Genomic DNA, 12581 nt, shown 5'->3' with positions numbered 1-12581 from the left:
CCCCTGCGTGGAGACAGCAACGATGTTGAGCAAAGCCGTCCGTATCGACCGCCACGGCGGTCCCGAGGAACTGAAGGTCGTCGAGGTCGAGGTGGGCGAGCCCGGCCCCGGTGAGATCCGCATCCGCCACAAGGCCGTGGGCCTGAACTTCATCGACACCTACCAGCGCACCGGCCTGTACCCGTTCCAGATGCCGCTGCAGCTGGGCATGGAAGCCTCGGGCATCGTCGAGGCGGTGGGCGAGGGCGTGACGCACCTGAAGGTGGGCGACCGCGCCGCCTACGCGAGCCAGCCGCCCGGCGCGTATTGCGAGCTGCGCGTGATGCCCGCCAAGTGCGTGTGCAGGCTGCCCGACGACATCTCCTTCGAGACCGGCGCGGCCATGATGCTCAAGGGCCTCACGGCCCAGTACCTGCTGAAGAAGACGCTGCCGGCCGAAGGCCTGCAGCCCGGCGACTTCGTGCTGTTCCATGCGGCGGCCGGCGGTGTCGGCCTCATCGCCTGCCAGTGGGCCAAGGCGCTCGGCCTGCAGCTCATCGGCACGGCTGGCAGCGACGCCAAGTGCCAGCTCGCGCTGGTGCACGGCGCGGCGCACGCCATCAACTACAGCACCGAGAACTTCGCGGCGCGCGTGAAGGAGATCACCGGCGGCCAGGGCGTGAAGGTGGTGTACGACTCGGTGGGCAAGGACACCTTCGAAGGCTCCGTCGACAGCCTGCGCCCCTTCGGCCTGTTGGCGATCTTCGGCAACGGCTCGGGCCCGGTGCCGCCGGTCAACCTCGGCCTGCTGGCCTCGAAGGGCTCGCTCTACGTGACGCGCCCGACGCTGTTCACCCACATCGCCACGCGCGAGCGCACGCAGGCCATGGCCGACGACCTGTTCGCCGTGGTGCAAAGCGGCGCGGTGAAGATCCCGATCGACCAGCGCTACGCCCTGGCCGACGTGCAGCAGGCGCACCGCGACCTCGAGGCGCGCAAGACCACGGGCTGTACCATCCTCACGCTCTGAGGCTGGCTGCGGCCGGCGGGTGATGTCCTACGCGCGGTGGGGTGTCACACCTTCGACTTGTGGCGGGCGCAATTTGTAGCCTGCACTTGTCCCTCCCGCAGAGCCCGCCATGACCACCGTCCGCGCTTTCATCGTCGAAGACAACCCCGCCCAGCGCGCCAGCCTGGCGGGCACGCTGCGCGAGATGGCGCGCATCGATCCGGTCGGCCAGGCCGAATCGGAGGCCGAGGGCACGCGTTGGCTCACGCGCAACCCGGCGCTGTGGGACCTGGCCATCGTCGACCTGTTCCTGGGCGACGGTACGGGCTACAGCGTGCTCGAGGCCTGCCGCAACCGCGACCCGAAGCAGAAGATGGTGGTGCTCAGCAACCACGCCACGCCCGAGACGCGCCGCAAGTGCGCGCAGCTCGGCGCCGACGCGGTATTCGACAAGGCCACCGAGGTCGAGGAGCTGATCGACTTCTGCGTGCGCCAGCGCCAGGAGCGCTTCTTCAGCGCGCCTTCGTCGGCGGGGCCGCGGGCGCCTCACTGAGCGCCGCCGTCTCGCGCACCATGCGCCAGACCCGCTGCGCCAGCGGCGACAGCTCGCGGTTGCGGCGCCGGATCAGCATGATCGCGCGCTGCACGTTGGGCACCAGCGGGCGCACCACCAGCCGCGCCAGCCCCTCGGGCGGCAACGACAGCCCCGGCATCACGCTGATGCCGATGCCGGCCTCGACCATGCGGAACACGGTGGTCGCATGGCCCAGCTGCTGCTTCACGTCGCAGCGCGCGCCGTGCCGCTCCAGCGCCTGGTCGATGAGGCGCCGGCTGCCCGAGGCGTGATCGAGCAGCACCAGCGGCTGGCCGTCGAGCGCCGACCAGTTCACCGAGGCCTTCTTTTCCGTCAGTCGGTGGCCGGGCAGCGTGACCACCATGAAGGGGTCGTTGAGGATCGACTCGCAGTGCAGGTCGTCGGCCTCGGAGGGCTCGATCACCACGCCGAAGTCGACCTCGCCGCTGCGCACGCTGTCCAGCACGTCCTGCTGGATGCGGTCGAGCAGCAAGAACTGGATGCCCGGCGCCTGTACCGCGCAGGCCGCGATGCAGTCGGGCATGAGGTTGGCCGAGAGCGTGGGGCTGCTGGCCACGCGCACCTTGCCGCCGCGCGCGCTGGCCAGGCCGGCCACGTCCTGCAGGGTCTGGTCGAGTTCGTCGAGCACGCGGTCGAGCCGGGCCGCGAACGAGTGGCCGGCTTCGGTCAGCACCACCTCGCGCGTGGTGCGGTCCAGCAGCTTGAGGCCGAGCTGGGCCTCGAGCTCCGAGATCGACCGGCTCACCGCCGGCTGGCTCAGGCCCACCTGGTCGCCGGCACGGCTGAAGTTGCGGCCCTCGGCCACCGAGCGGAAGACGCGGAGTTGGCGCAGCGTGACGTTCATGCGCTCAAATCATATATCCATCCGATAAATCCATTTCTCTTTTGAATGGCCGGAAGGTCCAATGCAGGGCATGGCACGTTCACGCTTTCTTCCTGACAACTTCACGCTCACGCTCGTCGCGGTCGTCACCCTGGCCAGCCTGCTGCCCGCCAGCGGCCGTGTGGCGCATTTCTTCGAGGGCCTGACCACGGTCGCGATCGGGCTGCTGTTCTTCCTGCACGGCGCCAAGCTGTCGCGCGAGGCGATCCTTGCGGGCATCACGCATTGGCGGCTGCACCTGCTGGTGTTCGCCTGCACCTTCATCCTGTTTCCGGTGCTGGGGCTCGCGCTGCGGCCTGTGCTGGGGCCGCTGGTGACGCCGCAGCTGTACACGGGCGTGCTGTTCCTGTGCGTGCTGCCCGCCACGGTGCAGTCGGCGATTGCTTTCACGGCGATGGCGCGGGGGAACATGCCGGCCGCCATCTGCAGCGCTTCGGCTTCGACGTTGCTGGGCGTGTTCATCACGCCGGTGCTGGTGAGCCTGGTGGTGTTGCCCGAGGGCGGCGCGGTGGCGTCGTCTTCGTCGCTCGACGCGATCGGGCGCATCCTGCTGCAGCTGCTGGTGCCGTTCGTCATCGGTCACCTGTCGCGTCCGTTGATCGGCAAGTGGATCCAGAAGCGCGCCGCGGTGCTGAAGTTCGTGGACCAGGGCTCGATCCTGCTGGTGGTCTACACGGCCTTCAGCGCGGCGGTGATCGAAGGGCTCTGGAAGCAGATTCCCGTGAGCGCGCTGCTGGGCCTGCTGCTGGTGTGCGGCGTGCTGCTGGCGCTGGCGCTGGGCCTGACGACCTTCATGGCGCGGCGCTTCGGCTTCAGCGTCGAGGACGAGATCACCATCGTCTTCTGCGGCTCCAAGAAGAGCCTGGCGAGCGGGATTCCGATGGCCAAGGTGCTGTTCGCCTCGCACGCCGTCGGCGCGATCGTGCTGCCGCTGATGCTGTTCCACCAGATGCAGCTCATGGTGTGCGCGGTGCTGGCGCAGCGCTACGCGCGCCGCGCGGTGACGTCCCCGGCGCCTGCGCTGCGTACGGCCGAGTAGCCTGCCCGACGCCGAGCGTTCACGCACCGGCCGGCGCGTGAACGCAAAACAACACCCGCGAGGGGAGGGCTGGCGTCCACCAGATTCCTCCAAATTTGAACAGGACCATCCGGTCAGCGGCTCGATGAAGAGCAGCTGAAAACCCCGGAGAAACCTGAATGAAGAAATCCCTCACGGCACTCGCCGCGCTGGCCGTCACCGGCCTGGCCTCTGCCCAATCGTCGGTCACCCTGTTCGGCGTCGTCGATGCCGGCGTGAGCTACCAGAGCGCCACCTCGCGCAACCCCGTCACGGGCACCACCAGCAAGCAGAGCCAATGGAGCCTGGCCAACTCGGGCTACAACTCCAGCCGCATCGGCTTTCGCGGCACGGAAGACCTGGGCGGCGGGCTCGCCGCCAGCTTCTGGCTCGAGGCGCCGATCAGCAACGACGACGGCGCCACCGGCATCGCCAACTTCAACCGCCGTTCCACCGTCAGCCTGTCGGGCGGCTTCGGCGAAGTGCGGCTGGGCCGCGACTACACGGCCACGTTCTGGAACGACACGGTGTTCGACCCGTTCGGCACCAACGGCTCGGGCTCGAGCGTGATCAACACGGTCAGCGGCAGCACCGCGCTGGGCAACACGAACTACGTGCGCGCCAGCAACATGGTCGGCTACTTCCTGCCGCCCAACCTCGGCGGCTTCTACGGCCAGCTGCAGTACAGCCTGAACGAGAACACGAAGACCAGCGCGACCGACACCACCGCTGCCACCAGCAGCAGTGCGGGCCGCTACGTCGGCGGGCGTTTCGGCTATGCGAACGGGCCGCTGGACATCGCGCTGGCGGTGGGCCAGAACGTGGCGGTCGACACCACCACGCTCACGCGCAAGGTGCAGACCATCAACCTCGGCGCGTCGTACGACTTCGGTCCGGTCAAGCTGTTCGGCGAGCTGTCGAACGTGAAGAACAAGTTCGACCTCGCGGCGCTGGGCAACAGCCACGACAGCTACAACGGCTACCTCATCGGCGCGAGCATGCCGGTGGGCGCGGGCCTGATCCGCGCGTCGTACTCGACCGTGCGCTACAACGAGGGCGCGGTCGGCGTCACGGGCGACGACCCGCGTGCGAACAAGCTCGCGATCGGCTACGTGCACAACCTGTCCAAGCGCACCGCGCTGTACGCCACCGTGGCGCGCGTGAGCAACCGCAACGACGCGAACTACACGGGCAGCCTCACGGCCGCCAGCACCACGGGCTACGGCAGCACGGGCGTGGGCTACACGGGCCTGCCGCGTTCGTCGACGGGCTACGACTTCGGCATTCGCCACGCGTTCTGATCGGCTCCCGTTCGCGTGCGGCGGCGCTGCCGGCGCACGCGAACGGGCCCTGCCGTCGAACAGGCAACGCATCGATTCACATGATCCGAATTCACCACCTCGCAGGCGTGCTGGCAGCACTCGGCCTCTCGGGCTGCATCGTGCTGCCGCCCCCTCTTTTTCCGCCCGGGCCACCGCCGGGATTTCGCGAAGGGCTCCCGCCACGCTGCGAGGCCCCGAGCGGCTGCGCGCGGCCGGCCTTTCCTGAAACGCGCTGAGGACTGTCGACCGTGTACGGCAGTTCACTAGGCCTGGTCATTGCCTCGCTCATCGGCCTCGGCCTGGCCGGCGTGCTCGCGCTGATGGGCGCGCTGTTCGTCGCCAACGCCCGCGCGGCCGTGCACGCCCGTGGCCTCGCGCAGCAGGCCCGCACGCAGCAGCGCCAGCAACTGGCCGACAGCCGCGTGCAGGACCTGCGGCCGTTGCTCGGCGCCGAGCCCGGCGACGCAACGGCGCTGCGCCTCGCTGTGGACCTGCCCGCGGAAGCGGTGCCGGTCTTCGGCATTCCGTCGGAGCTGCGCGAGCTGCTGGCCAAGGTGGCCGCGCATGCCGCGCGCGTGATGGCGGCGGGGGCGACGTTGCAGGTGCGCGCGCGCATCGAAGGCACGCAGGCCGTCGTTCACTGGCGCGACCTCGACGCCGACAGCGAACGCCCGCCGCTGGCGCGCTTCTTCGATGCACTCGACGCCGCCTCGCTGGTCAGCGCGCGCATCTGCGAGCGCATCGCGGGGCGCCACGGCGGGCGCATCTATTCCGCGCCAGACGATGGCGGCGTGCTCGGGCTGACGCTGCGCCTGCCGCTGTACGCACCGGCGGTGGCCGCTGGATCAGTTGACTGAGGTGCGCGTCGGCGCCGATGCGGCCGATACGCCCGAAAGTTCAAGGGCCTCGAGCGCCTCGTACTCCACCGCCAGGAAGTCCACCAGCTTGCGCACCGACGGCAACAGGCCGCGGCGCGAGGGGAACACCGCATGCACGATGCCGCTGCGCGGTGCCCATTGCGGCAGCGCGTCGACCAGGCGGCCGGCCTGCAGGTCGTCGCGCACCATCATCGTCGGCATCTTGGCCACGCCCACGCCCTGCAGGGCGGCATGGCGCAGCGCGGCCATGTCGTCGGTCACCAGGCGGGGCTGGTGGCGCACCTCGGCGCTGGCGCCGTCGGGGCCTTCGAGCGACCAGGTGTGGTGCGGCTGGGCCGGGCCGAGGTCCAGGCTGGGCAGCAGGCCGATGTCGGCGGGGCTGGCCGGCGCCGTCAGGCCTTCGAGCAGGCGCGGGTGGGCCACCAGCCGCTGCGTGCTGTGGCCCAGCACCTTCATCACCAGGTCGGTGTCCTCGAGCGGCGGAAAGCGCACGCGCAGCGCGAGGTCGAAGCCTTCGCGGATCACGTCGACGCGGCGGTTGGTGCTCTCGAGCTGCACGGTCACGCGCGGGCACTCGGTCATGAAGCGGGCGAGCATCTCGGCCACCTGGTAGTACACCAGCGCCGGCGGGCACGACAGCCGCACCAGCCCCTGTGGCTGGGCCTGCAGGCGGTCGATGGCCTCCTGCGCGGCATCGGCCTCGACCAGCATGGCCACGCAGTGCTCGTAGTACTGGCGGCCGATGTCGGTGACGCTGAAGCGGCGCGTGGAGCGCTGGATGAGGCGCACGCCCAGCCGCTCCTCGAGCAGCGCGATGCGCCGGCTCAGGCTCGACTTGGGCACGCTGAGCGCGCGGCCGGCCGGGGCAAAACCGCCGTGGTCAACCACCTGGGCGTAGTAGTAGAGATCGTTCAGGTCGCGCATGGCTGGGAGGCCCTCCGTGCCGTTGATCGTTCGCCAGATGGAACGATGAGGGCGAATTCTGGCATCTACTCAAAGCATCGTTGCGGCCCCATCCTTGATCCATGGCTTTCCCGTTCCGGGCGAGCCGCCAGATGGAAAGGAACACAGACCATGAAGAAGATCCTCGGCACCTACAGCGCACCGCGCCCGCACTGGGTGGGCGACGGTTTTCCCGTGCGCTCGCTGTTCAGCTACGACACGCTGGGCCGCCACGCCAGCCCCTTTTTGCTGCTGGACTACGCCGGTCCGGCCCCCTTCACGCCGACCACGCAGCCGCGCGGCGTGGGCCAGCACCCGCACCGCGGCTTCGAGACCGTGACCATCGTCTACAAGGGCGAGGTGTCGCACCGCGACTCGACCGGGCAGGGCGGCACCATCGGCCCCGGCGACGTGCAGTGGATGACCGCCGGCGCGGGGATCCTGCACGAGGAGTTCCATTCCGAAGCGTTCACGCGCGACGGCGGCGAGCTCGAGATGGTGCAGCTGTGGGTCAACCTGCCCGCCAAGGACAAGATGGCCACGCCCGGCTACCAGGCCATCGTCGATGCGCAGATTCCGTCGGTGCCGCTGCCGGAAGGCGCGGGCAGCGTGCGCGTGATCGCGGGTGACTACCTCGGTCACAAGGGGCCGGCGCGCACCTTCACGCCCATCGACGTGTGGGACCTGCGCCTGAACCAGGGCGCGCAGGTGACGCTGCCGGTGCCCGAAGGCCACACGGCCGCGGTGGTGGTGCTGCGCGGCACGGTGCAGGTGAACGGCGAGACGGTCGTGCGCGACGCGCAGATGGTGCTGCTCGACCGCGCGGGCGATGCGCTCACGATCGATGCCAACAACGACGCGGTGTTGCTGCTGCTCAGCGGCGAGCCGATCGACGAACCCATCGTCGGCCACGGCCCGTTCGTGATGAACACGCGCGACGAGATCGTGCAGGCGATGAAGGACTTCGGCAGCGGGAAGTTCGGGCAGATGCAGCCGGCTTGAACCCCTGCGCTCCGGTCGCGAGACACCGCAGAACCGGTTTTACCGGGCTGCTGGTGTCGCCCCCGGTAGGGGGTTGGAGAAGCGACACGAAGTGCGCGAAGCCTGGGGGCGAGCCTAGGCCATGAGCATGCCGCGCGTTTCGATGAAGGCGACCACCTCGGCGACGCCGGTCAGCGTCTTGAGGTTAGTCATCACGTAGGGGCGCTGGCGGCGCATGCGCTGGGTGTCCTGTTCCATCACGTCGAGGTTCGCGCCCACGTAGGGCGCGAGGTCGGTCTTGTTGATGACGAACAGGTCGCTCTTGGTGATGCCGGGGCCGCCTTTGCGCGGGATCTTTTCGCCGGCCGCCACGTCGATCACGTAGATGGTGAGGTCCGACAGCTCGGGGCTGAAGGTGGCGGCCAGGTTGTCGCCGCCCGATTCGACGAACACGATGTCGGCATCGGGAAAGTCTTCGAGCATGCGATCGATGGCCTCGAGGTTGATCGAGGCGTCTTCGCGGATCGCGGTGTGCGGGCAGCCGCCGGTTTCCACGCCCATGATGCGCTCGGCCGGCAGCGCGCCGGCCACGGTGAGCAGGCGCTGGTCTTCCTTGGTGTAGATGTCGTTGGTGATGGCGACCAGGTCGTACTTGTCGCGCATCGCCTTGCAGAGCATTTCGAGCAGGGTGGTCTTGCCCGAGCCGACGGGGCCGCCGATGCCCACGCGCAGCGGCGGGAGCTTCTTGGTGCGATTCGGGATGTGGTGCAGGGCGGAGGTCATGGGCGAAAAGATCCGGTTCGGTCAGCTTCGGAAGAGGCGGGAATATTGTGTTTCATGGCGGGCCGACAACACCGCCAGCAGGGGCGCGAAGGCCTGGCGCTCGTCGTCGCTCAGTTGCATCGCGCGCTCGACGGCCGCAGGGATTTCGTTCGCCAGCCGCGCCAGGATGCGCTGGCCCGCGCTCTGGCCCAGCGGCACGGCCTTGACGGCGGCGGCGACCATGTTCTCGGCCCAGCCGAAGGCGAACGCCAGGCAGCCGTCCTGCACGGTGGCTTCGGTGCGGCTGGCGGCGAACGCGAAGGCCACGGGGTAGGTCGCGGGCAGGCCGGCGAAGACCTCGGCCGTGTCGGTGTGGTGCAGCTTCAGCCACTCGACGAAGGAGCGGCCCATCTGCTCGGTCTGCAGGAAAAACTCGGCGGATTCGCGGGTGTGCAGCACCCAGTCGTTGAGGTTGCGGATGCGTTGTGCGTCGTTCGCGCGCCAGGCGGTGATCGCCTGGGCTGCCAGGGCGAGGTCGCCGCGTGCGAAGCTCAGGTGCAGCTGGTCGGAGAGCCACTCGGTGGCGCTGGCTTCGGAATGGATGCCGGCCCATTCGACCGCGGCCTCGACGCCTTCGGAGTACGAGAAGCCGCCGACCGGCAGGGCGGGGGAGGCTAGCCAGATGAGCTGGAGGAGGCTGTGCGGGGTTGGCATCTGTTTATTGGCGCGCGCCGCTGTTCAGGGCGCGTGCGCAGGCCACCGGGTACTTCCCTCCGCGAATGTCCCCCGGGCTTCGCCCTCCTCCTTGATTTCGCTGCGGGAAGCACCCAGTGCCCTGCGCACGAGAAGAGCGGTGGGTCATTTCAATGCGAGTGGCCGTGGCCGTGATCGTCGTCGAGCAGTTCGGGGGCGAGCACGAGGGGCTTCGGGCCGCTGCTGTGCGAGTGCCCGTGGTCGTGACTGTGGTCATGGCCGTGGTCATGGCTGTGGCCGCCATGCGAATGCCCTTGCGCGCCGTACGCGCCGCCTTCGGGCTCGAAGGCTTCCTCGACGGCGACGACGATCAGGTGCATCGAACGCAGCATGTCGGCCAGCACGTGGTCGGGTTCGATCTTCAGGTGGTCGGGCTTGAGCTCGATCGGCACATGCCGGTTGCCCAGGTGGTAGGCCGCGCGCGTCAGGTCGAACGGCGTGCCGTGGGCGGTGCAGTGCGTGATGCGCAGCACGGGCTGCGGCGCCGCGATCACGCGCACCAGCGAGCCGTCTTCCGCGACCAGCACGTCGCCACCGCGCACCGCGGTGCCGCGCGGCAGGAAGATGCCGATCTGCCGGCCCTGCGAGTCGGTGGCGTCGAAACGGCTTTTCTGGCGCACGTCCCAGTCGAGTTCGATGGTGGCGGCACGCTTGAGCAGCACGGGCGCGAGACCGCGGCCCTGGGGCATGAGTTTGTTGGCGGTGAGCATGGCGGGTTGCAGGGTCGAATGAGGCCGATGAATGTAGCGCCTCTTGCAGCCCCTGTTCGGCGTGGTGTTCCAAGCCCGTCGGCGAGGCCAGCGTGCCGGGAACGGGCTTTCCTGCGTTAGCAAATATCGGGCCTTGTGGACTCGGGGGCTTGCCTGCGCGCCCCATCCGCCCCAGCATCCGCGTCATGAACAGCCTGGCCTACCTGACGACCGACGTCGCCACCCCGCTGCGTTTCGACTACTGGCACGACGTCGTGTGCCGCCACTGCATTCCCGCGGCCAGCCGCGCGATGACGGCCGAGCCGTTCGAAGGGCGGCTCGACGTGCGTGAGGTGGGCGCGGTCAGCGTCAACCGCATGTCGGCGCCGATGCATCACTGGTCGCGCGACGCGCCCCACCTGCGCCGGCATCCGCTGGACGACCTGTGGCTGGCGTTCGTGCAGGAGGGCGAGGGCACCTTGGTGCAAGGCGGGCGGCAGGGGCGGTTGCGCAGCGGCGACATGGTGCTCTACGACGCCGGCCGGCCCTTCGAATGCACGCTGGACGCGCGCTCGGTCTACCTGGCGCGCATGCCGCGCCGGCTGCTGCTGCGGCGCTTCGCGAAGGCCGAAGAGTTCACCGCCCGCACCATCGCCGCGGACCGTCCCGGCGCGGCGCCGCTGCACGCGATGCTGCGGGAGACGGCGAACCCGGCCTTTGCGCAGCCGCATTCCGCCGCCGCCGAGCGCTTCGGCGGCGCGCTCATCGACCTGCTGGCCGTGACGCTCGAGCTGCAGCAGGACATGGCTGGCGACGCCGGCGCCGAGCGCGGCCTGCATGCGCGCATGACGGCCTACATCGAGCGCCACTTGGACGACCCGGCGCTCTCGCTCGAGGCGCTGGCGCAGGCGCACCATGTCTCGGCACGCACCGTGGCGCGGGCGTTCGCGCGCCAGGGCGCCACGGCGATGGGCGCGGTTTGGCAGGCGCGCCTGGCGGCCAGCCGCGAGGCGCTGGTGGGTGGGCACGCGCACAGCGTGACCGACGTCGCGTTCCAGCACGGGTTTTCCGACCTGTCGCATTTCAGCCGGGTCTTCCGCAAGGCCTACGGCTGCGCGCCGCACACGCTGCTGAAGCCGCGCTGAGCGCCGCGCGCGGGGTGTCCGCCCCAGCACAAGTGCATGTCCGGAAGAGACCAGCGCGGGCCGCCGCGCGCCGATAAGGTTCGCCCGGGGTGGCAGGTTCTGCCACTTGGATTCGGACCTTCTTTCTCAACCCTACACACGCGGGAGTCAGTCATGGCGGACAAGGAATTGCATCATCTCGAACTGCTGGAAGTCGGCCGGCAGATCCAGTCGCGCGAGCGCTCGTCGGAAGAAGTCACGCGCGCCATGCTCGCGCGCATCGAGGCCGTCGACGGCCGCTTGCGCAGCTACGCGACGCGCATGGACGCGCAGGCGCTCGACGAGGCGCGCCGCGCGGACACCGAGATCGCCGCCGGCCGCGCGCGCGGGCCGCTGCACGGCGTGCCGCTGGCTGTGAAAGACCTGCTGTGGACCGAGGGCGTGCCGAGCGCGCACGGCATGACGATCCACAAAGCGTTCCGTCCGACCGAGGACGCGACGGTGGTGCACCGCCTGCGCGAAGCCGGCGCGGTGATCCTGGGCAAGCTGCAGCAGACCGAAGGCGCCTTTGCCGACCACCATCCGCAGATCGCGTCGCCGGTCAATCCGTGGGACGCCTCGCTGTGGCCCGGCGTGTCGTCCAGCGGCTCGGGCGTGGCCACGGCGGCGGGCCTGTGCTTCGGCGCGCTGGGCACCGACACGGGCGGATCGATCCGCTTTCCGTCGGCGGCCAACGGCATCACGGGCCTGAAGCCGACATGGGGGCGGGTGAGCCGCCACGGCGCCTTCGAACTCGCCGCCTCGCTCGACCACATCGGCCCGATGACGCGCAGCGCGGCCGACGCGGGCGCGATGCTGGCGGCCATCGCCGGCGCCGACCCGCGCGACCCCACGGCCAGCACGGTGCCGGTGCCCGACTACCTGGCGACGATGACGCGCGGCCTGGCCGGCCTGCGCGTGGGCATCGACCCCGCCTGGACGCTGGACCGCGTGGACGCCCCCACGCGCGCCACGCTGGCCGCCGCGATCCGCACGGTCGAATCGCTGGGCGCTTCGGTGCGCGAGGTGGTGTTTCCCGACACGGCGCAGGCGGTGCTCGACTGGTCGCCGCTGTGCGCGGTCGAGACCGCCGTGGCGCACGAGACCACGTACCCGTCGCGGCGCGACGAGTACGGCCCGGGCCTCTCGGGGCTGATCGACCTGGGCCTGTCGCAAAGCGCCACCGACTACCAGAAGCTGCTGCTGCGCCGCGCCGATTTCACCGGCCGCGTGCGCACGTTCTTCGAGCAGGTCGACCTGCTGCTGATCCCGGCCATTCCTTTCGCGGCGCCGACGCTCGAGCGCGCCGGCCAGCTCGGCGTGGACCCGGAGCTGCTGGCGGGCATGCTGCGCTACACCTGCCCGTTCGACCTCACGGGCAGCCCCACGCTCACCTTGCCGGGCGGCGCCACCGAGGCGGGTGTGCCGGTGGCCTTCCAGTTCGTGGCGCCGCATTTCGGCGAAGACCTGCTGGTGCGCGCGGGATGGGCGTTCCAGCGGGCGACCGACTGGCACCGCCGGCACCCGGCGGTGTGAGACGGCTTCGCAATCAAGGCGATCGCCGCGTT

General features: G+C 69.9%; 13 protein-coding genes. 8 read left to right on the top strand and 5 right to left on the bottom strand.

What is annotated here, in order from left to right:
• The first annotated feature begins 22 nt into the window (after nt 1-22).
• Together AC07O4_RS18625 and AC07O4_RS18620 are read left to right on the top strand one after the other, a co-directional pair.
• Nucleotides 23-1009 carry a quinone oxidoreductase family protein gene (locus AC07O4_RS18625; protein WP_495305294.1) on the top strand — a complete coding sequence of 329 codons (987 nt, stop codon included), beginning with the start codon at nt 23-25 and terminating at the stop codon, nt 1007-1009.
• 109 nt (nt 1010-1118) lie between these two features.
• A complete protein-coding gene (locus tag AC07O4_RS18620; protein ID WP_095949394.1) occupies nt 1119-1541 on the top strand; it encodes a response regulator in 423 nt (140 codons plus the stop codon).
• On the opposite strand, the gene AC07O4_RS18615 is transcribed toward AC07O4_RS18620, so the two are convergent.
• Complete coding sequence (locus tag AC07O4_RS18615; RefSeq protein ID WP_062479435.1) at nt 1501-2427, bottom strand: LysR family transcriptional regulator; 927 nt, start codon at nt 2425-2427, stop codon at nt 1501-1503. The genes AC07O4_RS18620 and AC07O4_RS18615 overlap by 41 nt on opposite strands.
• 70 nt (nt 2428-2497) lie before the next feature.
• Between AC07O4_RS18615 and AC07O4_RS18610 the strand changes: the two genes are divergently transcribed.
• The 3 genes from AC07O4_RS18610 to AC07O4_RS18600 all read left to right on the top strand — a co-directional run bounded on the left by AC07O4_RS18610 (nt 2498) and on the right by AC07O4_RS18600 (nt 5702).
• On the top strand, nt 2498-3505 hold the full coding sequence (locus tag AC07O4_RS18610) for a bile acid:sodium symporter family protein (protein ID WP_495305293.1): 1008 nt from the start codon (nt 2498-2500) through the stop codon (nt 3503-3505).
• A 158-nt stretch (nt 3506-3663) separates the two neighbouring features.
• Nucleotides 3664-4824 (top strand): porin, encoded by a 1161-nt coding sequence (locus AC07O4_RS18605; protein ID WP_095949392.1) that lies wholly within the window; start codon nt 3664-3666, stop codon nt 4822-4824.
• A gap of 269 nt (nt 4825-5093) precedes the next feature.
• Entirely contained in the window at nt 5094-5702 is a 609-nt protein-coding gene (locus AC07O4_RS18600) for an ATP-binding protein (protein WP_495305292.1), read from the top strand.
• On the opposite strand, the gene AC07O4_RS18595 is transcribed toward AC07O4_RS18600, so the two are convergent.
• Nucleotides 5691-6647 carry a LysR family transcriptional regulator gene (locus AC07O4_RS18595; protein ID WP_369644512.1) on the bottom strand — a complete coding sequence of 319 codons (957 nt, stop codon included), beginning with the start codon at nt 6645-6647 and terminating at the stop codon, nt 5691-5693. The two genes, AC07O4_RS18600 and AC07O4_RS18595, sit on opposite strands and share 12 nt — an antisense overlap.
• Before the next feature lie 150 nt (nt 6648-6797).
• On the opposite strand from AC07O4_RS18595, the gene AC07O4_RS18590 reads away from it, so the two are divergent.
• Complete coding sequence (locus AC07O4_RS18590; RefSeq protein ID WP_495305291.1) at nt 6798-7667, top strand: pirin family protein; 870 nt, start codon at nt 6798-6800, stop codon at nt 7665-7667.
• A 114-nt stretch (nt 7668-7781) separates the two neighbouring features.
• Here the strand turns inward: AC07O4_RS18590 and ureG are convergent, their stop codons facing one another.
• From ureG to ureE, 3 genes are all read right to left on the bottom strand, one after another.
• Nucleotides 7782-8429, bottom strand: a complete 648-nt coding sequence (gene ureG / locus AC07O4_RS18585; protein WP_307696298.1) for an urease accessory protein UreG — start codon at nt 8427-8429, stop codon at nt 7782-7784.
• Nucleotides 8430-8450: 21 nt separating this feature from the next.
• Nucleotides 8451-9122, bottom strand: coding sequence for an urease accessory protein UreF (locus AC07O4_RS18580; protein ID WP_159274978.1), 672 nt, complete (start codon nt 9120-9122; stop codon nt 8451-8453).
• A gap of 149 nt (nt 9123-9271) precedes the next feature.
• Nucleotides 9272-9871, bottom strand: coding sequence for an urease accessory protein UreE (gene ureE, locus AC07O4_RS18575; protein ID WP_495305290.1), 600 nt, complete (start codon nt 9869-9871; stop codon nt 9272-9274).
• Nucleotides 9872-10056: 185 nt separating this feature from the next.
• Between ureE and AC07O4_RS18570 the strand changes: the two genes are divergently transcribed.
• Both AC07O4_RS18570 and AC07O4_RS18565 read left to right on the top strand, forming a co-directional pair.
• Nucleotides 10057-10995, top strand: coding sequence for an AraC-like ligand-binding domain-containing protein (locus AC07O4_RS18570; protein WP_495305289.1), 939 nt, complete (start codon nt 10057-10059; stop codon nt 10993-10995).
• Nucleotides 10996-11148: 153 nt separating this feature from the next.
• A complete protein-coding gene (locus tag AC07O4_RS18565; RefSeq protein WP_495305288.1) occupies nt 11149-12549 on the top strand; it encodes an amidase in 1401 nt (466 codons plus the stop codon).
• Nucleotides 12550-12581: the final 32 nt, after the last annotated feature.

The organism is Variovorax sp. GW821-FHT09D04, assembly GCF_059416405.1.
This window is presented reverse-complemented; position numbering and strand designations above follow the sequence as displayed.